The sequence below is a fragment of the Amycolatopsis sp. ATCC 39116 genome (genome assembly GCF_000231075.2).
Lineage (GTDB): Bacteria > Actinomycetota > Actinomycetes > Mycobacteriales > Pseudonocardiaceae > Amycolatopsis_E > Amycolatopsis_E tucumanensis.
Map to the genome: position 1 here is coordinate 503,033 of NZ_AFWY03000001.1, position 15,792 is coordinate 518,824.

At 71.3% G+C, this 15,792-nt stretch carries 12 protein-coding genes; 4 read left to right on the top strand and 8 right to left on the bottom strand.

From position 1 onward, the window contains the following. Positions 1-53 precede the first annotated feature (53 nt). Entirely contained in the window at positions 54-503 is a 450-nt protein-coding gene (locus AMY39116_RS0302640; protein ID WP_020416170.1) for a MarR family winged helix-turn-helix transcriptional regulator, read from the top strand. Between the two features lie 99 nt (positions 504-602). On the opposite strand, the gene AMY39116_RS0302645 is transcribed toward AMY39116_RS0302640, so the two are convergent. The 8 genes from AMY39116_RS0302645 to AMY39116_RS0302680 form a co-directional block, all read right to left on the bottom strand. Continuing rightward, complete coding sequence (locus AMY39116_RS0302645; RefSeq protein WP_017982967.1) at positions 603-827, bottom strand: hypothetical protein; 225 nt, start codon at positions 825-827, stop codon at positions 603-605. Positions 828-954: 127 nt separating this feature from the next. Beyond that, positions 955-1,569, bottom strand: coding sequence for a TetR/AcrR family transcriptional regulator (locus AMY39116_RS0302650; protein WP_020416171.1), 615 nt, complete (start codon positions 1,567-1,569; stop codon positions 955-957). A 212-nt stretch (positions 1,570-1,781) separates the two neighbouring features. Continuing rightward, positions 1,782-2,939, bottom strand: a complete 1,158-nt coding sequence (locus AMY39116_RS0302655) for an acyl-CoA dehydrogenase family protein (protein ID WP_020416172.1) — start codon at positions 2,937-2,939, stop codon at positions 1,782-1,784. After that, complete coding sequence (locus AMY39116_RS0302660; protein ID WP_027935567.1) at positions 2,936-4,882, bottom strand: biotin carboxylase N-terminal domain-containing protein; 1,947 nt, start codon at positions 4,880-4,882, stop codon at positions 2,936-2,938. The genes AMY39116_RS0302655 and AMY39116_RS0302660 overlap by 4 nt, the downstream gene beginning before the upstream one ends. A 5-nt stretch (positions 4,883-4,887) precedes the next feature. Continuing rightward, complete coding sequence (locus AMY39116_RS0302665; protein WP_027935568.1) at positions 4,888-6,486, bottom strand: acyl-CoA carboxylase subunit beta; 1,599 nt, start codon at positions 6,484-6,486, stop codon at positions 4,888-4,890. Further along, positions 6,483-7,631 (bottom strand): acyl-CoA dehydrogenase family protein, encoded by a 1,149-nt coding sequence (locus tag AMY39116_RS0302670; RefSeq protein WP_020416175.1) that lies wholly within the window; start codon positions 7,629-7,631, stop codon positions 6,483-6,485. The genes AMY39116_RS0302665 and AMY39116_RS0302670 overlap by 4 nt, the downstream gene beginning before the upstream one ends. Further along, entirely contained in the window at positions 7,628-9,322 is a 1,695-nt protein-coding gene (locus tag AMY39116_RS0302675; protein WP_020416176.1) for an acyclic terpene utilization AtuA family protein, read from the bottom strand. The genes AMY39116_RS0302670 and AMY39116_RS0302675 overlap by 4 nt, the downstream gene beginning before the upstream one ends. Next, complete coding sequence (locus AMY39116_RS0302680; RefSeq protein WP_020416177.1) at positions 9,319-10,101, bottom strand: TIGR03084 family metal-binding protein; 783 nt, start codon at positions 10,099-10,101, stop codon at positions 9,319-9,321. Before AMY39116_RS0302680 ends, AMY39116_RS0302675 begins: the two co-directional genes overlap by 4 nt. A gap of 277 nt (positions 10,102-10,378) precedes the next feature. Here AMY39116_RS0302680 and AMY39116_RS0302685 point away from each other — a divergent pair, with 277 nt between their 5' ends. From AMY39116_RS0302685 to AMY39116_RS0302695, 3 genes are all read left to right on the top strand, one after another. After that, positions 10,379-13,171: a ribonucleoside-diphosphate reductase subunit alpha gene (locus AMY39116_RS0302685; protein WP_084505995.1), complete on the top strand. Its 2,793-nt coding sequence runs from the start codon at positions 10,379-10,381 to the stop codon at positions 13,169-13,171. Then, positions 13,168-14,238 (top strand): ribonucleotide-diphosphate reductase subunit beta, encoded by a 1,071-nt coding sequence (locus AMY39116_RS0302690; protein WP_020416179.1) that lies wholly within the window; start codon positions 13,168-13,170, stop codon positions 14,236-14,238. Before AMY39116_RS0302685 ends, AMY39116_RS0302690 begins: the two co-directional genes overlap by 4 nt. An 84-nt stretch (positions 14,239-14,322) precedes the next feature. Then, on the top strand, positions 14,323-15,768 hold the full coding sequence (locus AMY39116_RS0302695) for a cytochrome P450 (RefSeq protein WP_020416180.1): 1,446 nt from the start codon (positions 14,323-14,325) through the stop codon (positions 15,766-15,768). The last annotated feature ends 24 nt before the right edge of the window (positions 15,769-15,792 follow it).

Consider the following 15,792-nt stretch of genomic DNA (forward strand, 5'->3'; position numbering starts at 1 on the left):
TGATCTGCTGTCAAACAATTGGCGAGCAGACGATTCGTGGTAGTCTCCGCGTCGTGGCGGCCAGATCAGAGGAGTCCTACTTCCCGCGGCTCGCGGCGGAACGGCTCGACATCGCGCTGTGCCGGGCGTCGGCGTCGGTTGCCCGGGCGGCGGAGAAGGCCGCGGGCGAGCAGGGGCTGGGGGTCGGGCAGCACCTGGTGCTGAAGATGCTCGCGGCGGCGGGGCCGTGTTCGCAGCAGGTGCTGAGCGAGGAGCTGCGGATCGACCGCAGCGTGATGGTCGGCATCGCCGACGACCTGGAGAAGGCCGGCTACGTCCGGCGGGAGCGGGATCCGCGGGACCGGCGGGCGTACGCGGTGACGATCACCCCCGCCGGGCGCGAGGCGCTGGAGCAGGCCGAGGCGGCGACGCCCGGGTTCCTGGACCGGACGTTCGCGGCGTTGTCCGCGCGGGAACGCGATCAGCTCGCGGCGCTGCTCGGGAAGCTGCTGACCGCGGATTGACCACCGCGCCGATCACGCACGACTGGGCGCTGAACGGCGACGGTGCTGAGCCGCCGGAGCGCACCAAGGCGCCCCGGCGGCGCTCACTCGTGGCTCGGGTCAGGCGACGTGGCCGACGGCGGGCGCCAGCACGGCCCGGCCTGCCTCGGTGAGCACCGCGGGCACCAAGCGCTCCCCGTCGCCGTCCGGGCGGATGTAGCCGCCGTGGGCGAGGGCGTGCGCGGCCATCTGGTCGCAGCAGGCGACTCCGTCGATGAAAAGGTCCGGTTCGACGCTCGACGACATCACGGCGCGGCCCTGGGCCACCGCTCGCAGCATCGCCATCGCCCGATGGGACAACTCTTCACCTGTACCGGACACCGGGATCTACCCCCTTGCGTCGTCACCTGCTGTTGCCTCTGTTATCGCACACTGGTCCATTAGTGTTAACGACCGGTCCCGCGACACGCCGTCAACCACCCACCGCGGTGACTTCCGGCTCGGGCAGGGCTGGGCCGAGGACCCGGGCCCATTGGCGGATGATCCGGCGCCGCCGGGAGGTGTCGTCGGCGAGGAGGTTCGCCAGGCCCAGCCCGCGTGCCAGGTCCAGGGTCGACTGCACCAGCTCCCGCACCCCCGGCTGCGCCTCGTCCACCCCGAGCAGGTCGACCGCGAGCCGGTGCGCCTCCCGGCCGACCTTGGCCTGCAACGGCACCAGCACCGTCCGCAACGACTCGTCGCTGGACGCCGCCACCCACAGGTGCAGCGCGGCGCGGAACATGGGGCCGGTGTAGAGGTTGAGCAGCATGTCGACGACCGGTTCGATGCGGGACCGCCCGGACGGCAGCCCCTCGGCGCCGCGGCGCATCTCGGCGATCTGCACCTCGCCGACGTACTCGACCGCGGCCGTGACCAGGTCCTCCCGCGTCGGGAAGTGGTGCTGGGCGGCCCCGCGCGAGACCCCGGCGCGCTGCGCGATGAGCGCGACGGTGGTGCCGGCCCACCCGACCTCGCCGATGCAGTCCACGGCTGCCTCGATGAGCTTGCGACGAGTGGTCCGGCTGCGCTCCTGGCGGGGCTCCGGCACAGCGGGTTCCTTTCGAGGGTTCTTGCAGGCAGGCAGCTGGCACCGCCGCCGGTTCTCAGCTGTCCTCTCGCGAGGACAGCGCCGACGTGGTGAATTGGACATTCATGAGTCGGCGATCCCACAGCGAGGGGGCAGCTGAGGTTCCGCCACCCGCACCGCTACGCACGCTGTTCTCTTCCAGCACCGCTACGCACGCTGTTCTCTTCCATCTTTCAGTACGACTTCGGGAGGCCCAGGGAGTGCTGGGCGACGAAGTTGAGGACCATCTCGCGGCTGACCGGGGCGATCCGGCCGACGCGGACGGCCCCGAGCAGCGTACCCAGCCCGTATTCGGACGCCATGCCGTTGCCGCCGTGGGTCTGGATCGCCTGGTCGACCGCCTTGATCGCGACCTCGGCGCCGGCGTACTTGGCCATGTTCGCGGCCTCGCCCGCCCCGAAGTCGTCGCCCGAGTCGTACAGCGCGGCGGCCTTCTGGGTCATCAGCTTGGCCAGCTCGAGCTCGATCTTGACCTGCGCCAGCGGGTGCGCGATGCCCTGGTGGGTGCCGATCGGCGCGCCCCACACACTGCGCTCCTTCGCGTACGCCACACCCTTGTCCAGCGCGTACCGGGCGATGCCGATGGAGAACGACGCGCCCATGATCCGCTCCGGGTTGAGCCCGGCGAACAGCTGCGCCAGCGCCGCGTCCTCGGACCCGACGAGCGCCTCGGCGGGCAGCCGGACGTCGTCGAGGAACAGGCCGAACTGCTTGTCGGCCGAGACGAGGTCCATGTCGATCTGCTTGTACTCGAACCCGGGCGTGCCGGTGGGCACGATGAACAGGGCGGGCTTGAGCTTGCCGGTCTTGGCGTCCTCGGTGCGGCCGACGACGAGCACCGCGTCGGCCTCGTCGACGCCGGAGATGAACACCTTGCGCCCGTTGAGGATCCAGTCGGCGCCGTCCCGCCGGGCCGTCGTCTTGAGACGGTGCGAATTGGACCCCGCGTCGGGTTCGGTGATGGCGAAGGACATCCGCACCTCGCCGGTGGCGAACCGGGGCAGCCAGGAGCGCTTCTGCTCGTCAGTGCCGTACCGGGCGATCACAGTGGCGCAGATCGCCGGGGACACCACCATCAGCAGCATCGGCGTGCCCGCGGCGCAGAACTCCTCGCACACCGCGGCGAGGTCGCCGATCCCGGCGCCACCGCCGCCGTACTCCTCGGGCACCGACACGCCGAGGTAGCCCAGTCGCCCGGCCTCGTTCCACAGGTCGCTGGTGTGGCCGCCGCTGCGGGCGACCTTCACGTAGTACTCGTGCCCGTAGGCGCGGGCCAGGTCGCCGACCGCCTTGCGCAGCGCGATCCGCTCTTCGGACTCGACGAAACTCATGCTTGCTCCTTCGGCGTGACGACGGCGAGAACGGTCCCCGGTTCGACCTGCTGCCCCACCGACACGGGCAGGTCGGTGACTTCGCCGTCGGCCGGCGCGGTGATCCGGTGTTCCATCTTCATGGCTTCCAGCCACATCAGGGGGTCGCCGGCGGCGACGGTGTCCCCGACCGCGGCGGCGATCCGCAGCACGGTGCCCGGCATCGGCGCGACCAGCGACCCCGCGGCCAGCGCGGCGTCCGGGTCGGTGAACCGCGGCACCGGGACGAGGTCGACGGCCCCGAGCGCGGAGTCGACGCACACCAGGCCGGGGTACCGGCCGACGCGGAACACGCGCCGGACGCCGTCGGCGTCGAGCACCACCCGGTCCGTGGTGGCCTCGACGACCTCCGCGTCGTCCAGCCGAAGCCCGGGGCGGTAGGCGACCTCGACTTCGGTGTCCCCGGCGAGGTAGCGCTTGCGCAGCGGAGCGGAAACCACGTTGCGCCACCCGGCGGGCAGCCTGCCGAGGGTCCGCGCCGACGCCCGGTTGGCCGCGGCCTCGGCCAGCGCCGCCGCGGTCGCCGACCACCGCACACCCGCGGCGTCCGCGACGGGCCGGGACAGGACGTCCAGCCCGTGCCGGTCCAGGAACGCGGTGTCCGTCTTGCCGGCCAGGAACTCCTCGTGCCGCAGCACGTTGACCAGCAGGTCGCGGTTGGTGCGCAACCCGTGGATCCGGGCACCGGACAGTGCCCGCGCCAGCCGCCGGGCCGCTTCGGCACGCGTCGGCGCCCACGCGATCACCTTGGCGAGCATCGGGTCGTAGTGCACGCCCACCACCGAGCCGTCCACCACGCCCGCGTCCAGCCGCAGCCCGGCCTCGCCGCCGAGGGTGAACTCGGTGTCCACGTCCGGGATCTCGAACCGGTGCAGCGTGCCGCTCTGCGGCTGCCACCCGGCGGCCGGGTCTTCGGCGTACAGCCGCACCTCGATCGCGTGCCCCCGCGACGCGGGCGGCTCGGCGGGCAGCCGCTCGCCCTCGGCGATCCGGATCTGCAGCGCCACCAGGTCCAGGCCGGTGACGCATTCGGTGACCGGGTGCTCGACCTGCAGGCGGGTGTTCATCTCCAGGAAGTAGAACCGCCCGTCGTCTGTGGCGAGGAACTCGACGGTGCCCGCGCCGACGTAGTCGATCGCCTTCGCGGCTTTGCGCGCGGCGTCGAACAGCTCGGCCCGCATGGCGTCGTCGACCAGCGGGGAAGGCGCCTCCTCGACGACCTTCTGGTGCCGCCGCTGGATCGAGCACTCCCGCTCCCCCAGCGCCCACACCGTGCCGTGGGTGTCGGCGAGCACCTGCACCTCGATGTGCCGCCCGGTCTCCAGGTACCGCTCGCAGAACACCGTCGGGTCGCCGAACGCCGACGCGGCTTCCGCGCTCGCGCTCGCCACCGCCTCGGCCAGCTCGCGCAGCGACCGCACGACCCGCATGCCGCGGCCGCCGCCACCGGCGGATGCCTTGACCAGCACGGGAAGATCGTCCTCGGTCACCGCGGACGGGTCCAGTTCGGACAGCACCGGGACCCCGGCGGCGTCCATCAGGCGCTTGGACTCCACTTTGGAGCCCATGGTCTCGATCGCGGACGGCGGTGGGCCGATCCAGGTCAGCCCGGCGTCGATCACCGCCCGCGCGAACGCGGCGTTCTCGGACAGGAACCCGTAGCCGGGGTGGACGGCGTCCGCGCCCGCCGAGCGCGCGGCCTCGACCAGCAGGTCCGCGCGCAGGTAGGTCTCCGAAGGTGTGTTGCCGGGCAGCCGGACCGCCGCGTCCGCCTCGGCGACGTGCGGTGAGGCGGCGTCGGCGTCGGAGAACACGGCCGTCCGGGCGATCCCCAGCGCCGAGCAGGTGCGGAACACGCGGCGGGCGATCTCCCCGCGGTTGGCGACCAGAACGTTGTCGATCACGTCACTCACATCCGGAAGACGCCGAAGCCCTCGGCGCCCCTGATCGGTCCATTGTGGATGGCGGACAGGCACAGCCCGAGCACGGTGCGGGTGTCCCGCGGGTCGATGATGCCGTCGTCGTAGAGCATGCCGGACAGGAACATCGGCAGCGACTCGGCCTCGATCTGCTGCTCGACCATCGCGCGCATCGCGGCGTCGGCGTCCTCGTCGTAGGGCTGGCCGCGCCCGGCCGCGGCCTGGCGGGCCACGATCGACAGCACCCCGGCCAGCTGCGCCGGCCCCATCACCGCGGACTTCGCGCTGGGCCAGGCGAACAGGAACCGCGGCCCGTACGCCCGCCCGCACATGCCGTAGTGCCCGGCGCCGTAGGACGCGCCCATCAGCACGGACAGGTGCGGGACCTTCGAGTTGGACACCGCGTTGATCATCATCGCGCCGTGCTTGATGATGCCGCCCTGCTCGTACTCCTTGCCGACCATGTAGCCGGTGGTGTTGTGCAGGAACAGCAGCGGCGTGTCGGTCTGGTTGGCGAGCTGGATGAACTGCGTCGCCTTCTGCGACTCCTCGCTGAACAGCACGCCCTGCGCGTTGGCGAGGATGCCGACCGGGTAGCCGTGCAGGCTCGCCCAGCCAGTGACGAGGCTGGTGCCATAGAGCGGTTTGAACTCGTCGAAGTCGGAGCCGTCGACGACGCGGGCGATCACCTCGCGCGGGTCGAACGGGACCTTCAGGTCCGCGGGCACGATGCCGAGCAGGTCCTCGGCGTCCAGCAGCGGCTCGTCGTAGTCCGGTTTCGGGGACGGCCCCCGCTTGTGCCAGTTGAGCCGCTTGACGATGCTGCGGCCGATGCGGATCGCGTCCTGCTCGTCGTGCGCGAGGTAGTCGGCCAGCCCCGAGGTGCGCGCGTGCATCTCCGCGCCGCCCAGCGACTCGTCGTCGGACTCCTCCCCCGTAGCCATCTTGACCAGCGGCGGGCCGCCGAGGAACACCTTCGCGCGTTCCTTGACCATCACCACGTAGTCGGACATGCCGGGCAGGTAGGCGCCGCCCGCGGTGGAGTTGCCGAACACCAGCGCGATCGTCGGGATGCGCTCGGCCGAGGAGTTCGTCAGGTTGCGGAAGGTGCGGCCGCCCGGGATGAAGATCTCCTTCTGGGTGGGCAGGTCCGCGCCGCCGGACTCGACCAGGTTGATCGTCGGCAGCCGGTTCTCCGCCGCGATCTCGGCCGCCCGCAGGCTCTTCTTCAGCGTCGCCGGGTTGCTCGCGCCGCCCTTCACGGTCGGGTCGTTGGCGACGATCATGCACTCGACGCCCTCCACGACGCCGATGCCGCTGACCACGCTGCCGCCGACGGTGTAGTCGGTGCCCCAGGCGGCCAGCGGTGACAGTTCGAGGAACGGGGAGTCCTCGTCGATCAGCAGCTCGATCCGCTCGCGCGCGAGCAGCTTGCCGCGCTTGCGGTGGCGCGCCACGTACTTCTCGCCGCCGCCCGCGATCGCCTTCGCGTGCTCGGCCTCGAGTTCGGCGAGCTTGGCCGCCATCGCCTCCCGGTTGGCCGCGAAATCCGCGCTCCCTGTGTCCACTCCGGACCGGATCACGCTCAAGCCGTGTACCCCAATCGTTTCGCCGCGAGACCCGCCAGGATCTCGTTGGTGCCGCCGCCGATGCCGAGGATGCGGACATCGCGGTAGTGCCGTTCCACTTCGGATTCCCGCAGGTAGCCGAGGCCGCCGTGCAGCTGGACCGCCTCGTTGACCACCCACTCGGCCGTCTCGACCGCGGTGTTCTTCGCGAAGCAGGCCTCCGCGATGACCTCTTCCCCGGCGACGAATCGCTGCGCGACGTGCCGCGTGTAGACGCGGGCGAGGTCGATCCGCCGGGCCATGTCCACGAGCTTGTGCTGCACCAGCTGCCGGGAGATCAGCGGACGTCCGAACGTCTCCCGCAGCCGGCACCACTCCAGCGTGAGGTCGAGTGCGCGCTGGGCGGTCGCGTAGCCCTGCACCGCGAGCGAGAGCCGCTCGGTGACGAAGTGGGTCGCGATCTGGATGAACCCGGTGTTCTCCTCGCCGACCAGGTTCTTCGCGGGCACCCGGGCGTCCGCGAAGGACAACTCCGCGGTGTCCGAGCAGTGCCAGCCCATCTTCTCCAGCTTGCGGCTGACCGTGAACCCCGGCGTGTCCCGCTCGATCACCAGCAGCGACACGCCGTGGGCGCCCGGGCCGCCGGTGCGCACCGCGGTGGTCACGAAGTCGGCGCGGGTGCCGGAGGTGATGTAGGTCTTGGCGCCGTTGACGACGTAGTGGTCGCCGTCGCGCCGGGCGGTGGTGCGGATGCCGGCGACGTCGGAGCCGCCGTCGGGCTCGGTGATCGCCAGCGACCCGATGAGACGGCCCTCGATGGTCGGCCGCACCCAGCGCTCGATCTGCTCGGGATCGCCCGCGGTGACGATGTGCGGCAGCGCGATGCCGTTGGTGAACAGCGACGCGATCAGCCCGCCCGAGCCGCCCGCGTAGAGGATTTCCTCGGTGATGGTCATGGCGTCCAGGAAGTCGCCGCCACCGCCGCCCGCGCTCTCCGGGAACGACACCCCGAGCAGGCCGATCTCGCCTGCCTTGCGGTGCAGGTCGCGCGGCAGCTCGCCGGCGCGCTCCCACTCGTCCAGGTGCGGCAGCACCTCGGCCTCCACGAACCGGCGCACGGTCTTGCGCAGCGCGGTCCGCTCGGGCGTGGCGAACGGGTCGGTCACAGCAGCACCTCCGGGATGTCGGCGTGGCGGGCACGCAGCCACTCGCCGAGCGCCTTGGCCTGCGGGTCGAACCGGGCCTGCGCCGCGACGCCCTGGCCGAGCAGTCCTTCGACGACGAAGTTGAGCGCACGCAGGTTGGGCAGCGCGTACCGGCGGACGGTGAGGTCCGCGGTCTCCGGCAGCAGCCGCTGGAACTCCTCGACGGTCAGGTGGTGCGCGAGCCAGCGCCACGCGTCGTCCGAGCGCGCCCACACGCCGAGGTTGGCGTCGCCGCCCTTGTCGCCGCTGCGGGCGCCGACGATCGTGCCCAGCGGCACGCGCCGGGCCGGCCCGTCGGGCAGTGGTTCGGGTAGCTCCGGCTCGTCCACTTCGGACAGCGGCAGGGTGTCGGTGGCGGGGGCGATGTCCACCCGGGACCCGTCCGGCAGCACGGCCACGTGCGGCACCTCGGCGGCGTCCACGAAGGCCGCGGTGTAGACGCCGTAGGGCGAGGCGTCCGAGGGCGGCGCGGTGACGTGGAAGCCGGGGTAGCTGGCCAGGGCCAGTTCGATCGCCGCGCCGCTGAACGCGCGCCCGGCCACCTTCGGGTCGGCGTCCTTGACCGCGCAGTGCAGCAACGCGCTGGCGCGCTGCTCGGTGTCGGCGTCCTCGTGGTCGGTGCGGGCCAGTGTCCAGCGGATCTCGGCGGGCGGCCGGTCCTTCAGCGCGCCTTCGAGCTGGTCGCGCACCAGCGCCGCCTTGGCCTCGATGTCCAGTCCGGTCAGCACGAACGTGGTCTCGTTGCGGAAGCCGCCGAGGGTGTTCAGGCAGACCTTGAGCGTCGGCGGCGGCGCCTCGCCGCGGGTGCCGGAGATGCGCACCCGGTCCGGGCCGTCCTCGGTCAGGGTCAGCGTGTCGAACCGCGCGGTGACGTCCGGCCCGGCGTAGCGGGCGCCGGCGATCTCGTACAGCAGCTGAGCGGTGACGGTGCCCGCGGTCACCGCTCCCCCGGTGCCCGGGTGCTTGGTGATCACGCTGGAGCCGTCGGCGGAAATCTCGGCAATCGGGAAGCCGGGGGTGCCGGTGTCGTGTTCGGTGAAGAACGCGTAGTTGCCGCCGGTGGCCTGGGCGCCGCATTCGATGACGTGCCCGGCGGCGACCGCGCCGGCGAGGGCGTCGTAGTCGTCGCGCGCCCACCCGAAGTGCGCGGCGGCCGGGCCGACGACCAGCGAGGCGTCGGTGACGCGGCCGGTGACGACGACGTCCGCCCCGCGCTCCAGGCACGCGGCGATGCCCCACGCGCCGAGGTAGGCGTTGGCGGTCAGCGGTTTGCCGAGCCCCAAATCGTCCACTCTGGACAGCAGGTCGTCGCCCTCGACGTGGGCCACGGCGATGTCCAGGCCCAGCTCCGCGGCCAGCTCGCGGATCGCAGCGGCCAGTCCGGCCGGGTTGAGGCCGCCCGCGTTGGTGACGATCTTGACGCCGTTCTCCTTGGCCAGCGCGAGGTTCTCCGCCATCTGGCGCAGGAAGGTCTTCGCGTAGCCGCGGCCGGGGTCCTTGAGCCGGTCGCGGCCGAGGATCAGCATGGTCAGCTCGGCGAGGTAGTCCCCGGTCAGGACGTCCAGCGGGCCGCCGGTGAGCATCTCGCGCACGGCGGAGAACCGATCGCCGTAGAACCCGGAGGCGTTGCCGATGCGCAGCACGTCGCTCATGCGAACTGCCCTGCCTTCCGGCCCGCGCCGGGCGGCCCGGCGAAGGCCTGCGCGATCTCCAGCCACTTCTCGGCGTCCGGACCGATGGCGACGACGTCGGTGTCAGCCGGGTGCCGCCGCTGCGTGACGACGAGGCAGAACCCGAGCGCGGACCCGGTGACGCGCTGCGCCGCGTCCGCCGGGCCGAACGTCCACTCTTCACCGTCCACACCGGACAGCTCGACGCGGAACTCCTCGGCGGGCGGCGCGAGCCCGTGCACCGAGAACGCGAAGTTCCGGGTGCGCACGCCGAATCGCGCGATCTGCCACAGCCGCCGTGTGGGCTCGCGGCGCAGGCCGATCGCGTCGTACACGTCCTGCGCGTGCGCCCAGGTCTCCATCAGCCGCGCGGTCGCCATGGACGCGGCGCTCATCGGCGGCCCGTACCACGGCAGCTTCTGCCCGTCCGGCACGCGCGCCAGTTCGCGGGCCAGTTCTTCGCGCCCGGACCGCCACATCGCCAGCAGTTCGTCACGTGGTTTCGCGGCCAGTTCCCGCGCGCCCTGATCGACGAAGTCGTCGCCCGCGGCCAGCGCCCGCTGCACTTCGGCCGGGAACTCGTCCGGCGTGCGCACCGCGATCAGCGACTTGGCGTCGGTCCACGCCAGGTGCGCGATCTGGTGCGCGATCGTCCAGCCCTTCGCCGGGGTCGGGGTCGACCACCTCGCCTCGCTCACCAGGTCGTCGAGCTCCCGGCTCTCGTCGGCCAGGTCCCGCAGGATCGGTCCGGGGTCCGCCACGCCATCCGCCTCCTCGCGCACGTCTCGCGCCGAGCCTGGCACCACCCCGCGGAAAAATCAAGCGCGCTTGATTGTTTTGGCTAGCACGCCACGCCGACACGCCCGCATCTTGGGGTGGCTGGACAGAGCGACCCCAAGATGTAGTCTTCGATCACCGGCAGGGTCCGACGGCTGGGGAAGCGAGCGCGGGCCCGTCCGGTACGAGTCGTGCCCACCCCCAGCACGCCGGCACCCAGGCCGGTGTGCCGATGAAACGCGCCCGAAAACGGAGTGATGCATGTCTGTGGAAACCTCCCCGGCGCCGGCAGCCACGCTGCGGGTGATCCGCCGGGACGGCGAGGCGTCGCCGTTCGACGCGAGCCGGATCTCCGTCGCGCTGACCAAGGCCTTCCTCGCGGCCGAGGGCGACGGGGCCGCCGCGTCGTCGCGGATCCACCACGTCGTGGCCGAACTGACCGCGCAGGTCGAGGCCTCGCTGCGCCGCCACGCCACCGGTGACGCCGTGCACCTGGAGCAGATCCAGGACCTGGTGGAGCTGGCGCTGATGCGCGGTGGCCACCACAAGGTCGCCCGCGCCTACGTGCTCTACCGCGAGGAGCACGCCAAGGCCCGCGAAACCACGCCGCCACCAGCGGCGATCCGGGTCACGCACCCGGACGGCGAGCTGCGCCCGCTGGACCGCGAGCGCATCGCCCGCGTCGTCGGCGAGGCCGTCGCCGGGATCGCGGACGTCGCGGCCGAGCCGGTGCTGGCCGAGGCCGAGCGCAACCTCTACGACGGGATCGGCGCCGACGAGCTGGCCCTGGCGCTGATCATGGCCGCCCGCACGCTGGTCGAGCGGGAGCCGAACTACTCCGCCGTCACCGCCCGCCTGCTGCTGGACAAGCTGCGCGGCGAGGCGCTGAGCCACCTCGCGGGCGAGCCGCGCCAGGCGTCGCAGGCCGAGCTGGACTACCCCGCCTACTTCCGCGACTACCTGCGCCACGCGATCGAGCTGGAGCTGGTGGACCCGGAACTGGCCCGCTTCGACCTGGACAAGGTCACCGCCGCGATCCGCCCGGAGCGCGACCTGGACTTCGGCTTCCTCGGCCTGCAGACCCTCTACGACCGGTACTTCCTGCACGAGCAGGGCACCCGGTTCGAGCTGCCGCAGGCGTTCTTCCTGCGGGTGGCGATGGGCCTGGCCCTGCGCGAGGACGACCGCGAGGCCCGCGCCGTGGAGTTCTACGACCTGCTGTCCAGCTTCGACTTCATGGCCTCCACGCCGACGCTGTTCAACTCCGGCACCACCCGGGCACAGCTGTCGTCGTGCTTCCTGACCACGGTCGAGGACAGCCTGGACGCGATCTTCCAGTCCTACAAGAACAACGCGCTGCTGGCGAAGTACTCCGGCGGGCTGGGCAACGACTGGACGCCGGTGCGCGGCCTGGGCGCCCACATCAAGGGCACCAACGGCACGTCCCAGGGCGTGGTGCCGTTCCTGAAGATCGCCAACGACACCGCGGTGGCGGTCAACCAGGGCGGCAAGCGCAAGGGCGCGGCGTGCGCGTACCTGGAGACCTGGCACATCGACGTCGAGGAGTTCCTCGACCTGCGCAAGAACACCGGCGACGACCGGCGCCGCACCCACGACATGAACACCGCCAACTGGGTGCCCGACGAGTTCCTGCGCCGCGTCGAGGCCGACGCGCAGTGGACGCTGTTCTCCCCCGACGAGACCCCGGACCTGCACGACCTCTACGGCAACGCGTTCGCCCAGCGCTACCGCGAGTACGAGGCCGCGGCCGACCGCGGCGAGATCCGCGTGTTCCGCCGGGTGCGGGCGGTCGAGCTGTGGCGGCGCATGCTGACCATGCTGTTCGAGACCGGGCACCCGTGGATCACCTTCAAGGACCCGTGCAACCTGCGCTCGCCGCAGCAGCACGCGGGCGTGGTGCACTCGTCCAACCTGTGCACCGAGATCACGCTGAACACCAGCGCCGACGAGGTGGCGGTGTGCAACCTCGGCTCGGTCAACCTGGCCCGCCACGTCAGCGACGGCGGCCTGGACACCGCGAAGCTGGAGCGCACCGTGCGCACCGCGGTGCGGATGCTGGACAACGTCGTGGACATCAACTTCTACACGATCCCGGAGGCGCGCCGGTCCAACCTGCGGCACCGCCCGGTCGGGCTGGGGCTGATGGGCTACCAGGACGCGTTGTTCACGCTCGGCCTGCCGGTGGACAGCCCGGAGGCGGTGGAGTTCGCCGACCGCAGCATGGAGCACCTGAGCTACCACGCGATCGCGGCGTCCGCGCAGCTCGCCCGGGAGCGGGGCGCCTACGAGACGTTCGAGGGCTCGCTGTGGAGCCAGGGCGTGCTGCCGCTGGACTCGCTGCGGCTGCTGGCCGAGGCGCGCCAGGGTGACGCGCTGGAGGTCGACTCGTCGTCCACTCTGGACTGGGACGCGCTGCGCGAGGTGGTGCGCGGCGGGATGCGCAACTCCAACGTGATGGCGATCGCGCCGACCGCGACGATCTCCAACATCTGCGGGGTCGGGCAGTCGATCGAGCCGCTGTTCCAGAACCTCTACGTCAAGTCGAACATGTCCGGCGACTTCACCGTGGTCAACCCGCACCTGGTCGCGGCGCTGAAGGAGCGCGGGCTGTGGGACGAGGCGATGGTGGCCGACCTGAAGTACTTCGACGGCAGCCTGGCGCAGATCGACCGGGTGCCCGCGGACCTGAAGCGGCTCTACGCGACCGCGTTCGAGATCGACAGCCGCTGGCTGGTGGACGCGGCGTCGCGCCGGCAGAAGTGGATCGACCAGGCCCAGTCGCTCAACCTCTACATCGCCGCGCCGAGCGGCCGCAAGCTCGACGAGCTGTACCGGTACGCGTGGCACAAGGGCCTGAAGACGACCTACTACCTGCGTGCCAAGGCCGCCACGAGCGTGGAGAAGAGCACGCTGCGCGGCACGGACGGCAAGCTCAACGCGGTGCCCGCGGCGGTGCCTGCCGCGGTGCCCGCGCCGGAGCCCGAGTTCGCCGCCTGCCGGATCGACGACCCCGACTGCGAGGCCTGCCAGTGAAGACCACCGAAACCGACGCGACCGGGCTGGGCGCGATCAGCCGCGGCGCCGACCGGGTGAGCGTCGACGACAAGGCGATGATCAACGCCCGCGCCGACGTCAACCAGCTCCTGCCGCTGAAGTACCACTGGGCGTGGGAGAAGTACCTGGCCGGCTGCTCGAACCACTGGATGCCGACCGAGGTGGCGATGCAGGCCGACATCGCGCTGTGGAAGTCGCCGGACGGGCTGACCGAGGACGAGCGGCGCATGGTCAAGCGCAACCTCGGGTTCTTCGCCACGGCCGAGTCGCTGGTGGCGAACAACCTGGTGCTGGCGGTGTACCGGCAGATCACCAACCCGGAGTGCCGCCAGTACCTGCTGCGCCAGGCGTTCGAGGAGGCCGTGCACACGCACACCTTCCAGTACATCTGCGAAAGCCTCGGCCTGGACGAGGGCGAGCTGTTCAACGCCTACCGCGAGGTCCCGTCGATCACCGACAAGGACGCGTGGGCGCTGAAGTACACGCGGAACCTGGAGAACCCGGACTTCGCCACCGGCACGGCGGCCGCCGACCAGGATTTCCTGCGTGACCTGGTGGCGTTCTACGTGGTGTTCGAGGGCATGTGGTTCTACACCGGGTTCGCGCAGATCCTGTCGCTGGGGCGGCGCAACAAGATGGTGGGGATCGCCGAGCAGTTCCAGTACATCCTGCGCGACGAGTCGATCCACCTGAACTTCGGCATCGACTGCATCAACCAGATCAAGATCGAGAACCCGCAGCTGTGGTCGCCGGAGTTCCAGGCCGAGGTGCGGCAGATGCTCACCGAGGCGTGCGAGCTGGAGGTCGCCTACGCGCGGGACACGATGCCGCGCGGGATGCTCGGGCTGTCGGCGGCGCTGTGCGAGCAGTACCTGCGCTTCATCACCGACCGGCGCGCCCAGCAGCTCGGGCTGGCCCCGATCTTCGGCGAGAACGAGAACCCGTTCCCGTGGATGTCGGAGGCGATGGACCTGCGCAAGGAGAAGAACTTCTTCGAGACGCGGGTGACCGAGTACCAGACGGGCGGGTCGCTCGCCTGGGACTGAGCGCTCGCTAAATTTCACCCTTGCCGGGGCGGGGGGTGGTGCGGGACGGTGTGATCACACGTGTTGTCGCAAGGAGGCGCGATCGTGACCAGTGCCGTCGTCAGGGCGTTCCGGGAACGTGTTCCACCCCTGACCGCCATCCCCCTCCCCCGGGCCGTCGACCGCCGCCTGATGGACCAGCGGTGGCCGGTGCGGGAGCTCGCCACCCCACCCGCGGGCAGCGGGCTGTCCCCGGTCGTGGGTGACGCGGGGGCGCCGATCGTCGGGCACGCCATCGAGTCGATGCGGTTCGGGCTGGACTTCGCGCTGCACCGCTTCGAGAAGTACGGGCCGGTGTCGTGGATGGGGGCGTTCGGGCAGCGGATCGTCGTGCTGGCCGGCCCGGACGCCACCCAGACCGCGCTGGTGAACAAGGACAAGGCGTTCTCGCAGGAGGGCTGGCAGTTCTTCATCGAGCGGTTCTTCCACCGCGGGCTGATGCTGCTGGACTTCGAGGAGCACCACCTGCACCGGCGGATCATGCAGGAGGCGTTCACGCGGGACAAGCTCGCCGGCTACATGCGGCAGGCGGCGCCGGTCCTGCGCTCCGGTGTGGCGGCGTGGGCTGGCGCCGACCGGCCACGGTTGTACTGGCTGCTGAAGCGGCTCACGCTGGACGTCGCGTCGCGGGTGTTCATGGACATGCCGCCGGGCGCGGACGCCGACGCGATCAACCGGGCGTTCGTGGGCACGGTCCGGGCGGCGACGGCGCTGGTGCGGGTGCCGGTGCCGGGCGGCCGGTGGGCGGCGGGCCTGCACGGGCGGCGGGTGCTGGAGCGGTACTTCGCGGAGAAGCTGCCGTCGAAGCGGCGCAGCGAGGGCGCGGACCTGTTCTCGGCGCTGTGCCACGCGCGCGGCGACGACGGGGCCGAGTTCACCGACGACGACGTGGTGAACCACATGATCTTCCTGATGATGGCGGCCCACGACACGGCGACGATCACCAGTTCCGCGGTCGCCTACCACCTGGCGAAGCACCCTTCGTGGCAGGAACGGGCGCGCGAGGAGTCGCTGGCGCTGGGTGACGAGCTGCCGGATCTCGAGGCGCTGGAGAAGCTGACCACGCTGGACCTGGTGATCAAGGAGGCGCTGCGGCTGACGGCGCCGGTGCCGTCGCTGCCGCGCAAGACGGTGAAGGACACGGAGGTGCTGGGCCACTACATCCCGGCAGGCACGATGTGCAGCGTCTCGCCGAACACCAACCACTACTCGCCGGACCACTGGACGAACCCGCGGGCGTTCGACCCCGAGCGGTTCGCGGAGGGCAGGCGGGAGGACAAGTCGCACCGGTTCGCGTGGATGCCCTTCGGCGGCGGGGCGCACAAGTGCATCGGGATGCACTTCGGGAACAACGAGGTGAAGCTCCTGATGCACGAAATGCTGCGCACGTACCGCTGGTCGGTGCCCGAGGGATACCGCATCAAGTGGGACTACGTGTCGCTGCCCGTGCCCGTGGACGGGTTGACGGTCCGGCTGCAACGCCTGCGGTGAGCGCGGGGCGCGCGGGCCGCTAGC

What these genes read in the sequence shown, in the direction of transcription:
- AMY39116_RS0302645 (WP_017982967.1), bottom strand. Translation starts at nt 827, where the DNA reads ATGGCGATGCTGCGAGCGGTGGCCCAGGGCCGCGCCGTGATGTCGTCG.
- AMY39116_RS0302655 (WP_020416172.1), bottom strand. Translation starts at nt 2,939, where the DNA reads ATGAGTTTCGTCGAGTCCGAAGAGCGGATCGCGCTGCGCAAGGCGGTC.
- AMY39116_RS0302675 (WP_020416176.1), bottom strand. Translation starts at nt 9,322, where the DNA reads ATGAGCGACGTGCTGCGCATCGGCAACGCCTCCGGGTTCTACGGCGAT.
- AMY39116_RS0302685 (WP_084505995.1), top strand. Translation starts at nt 10,379, where the DNA reads ATGTCTGTGGAAACCTCCCCGGCGCCGGCAGCCACGCTGCGGGTGATC.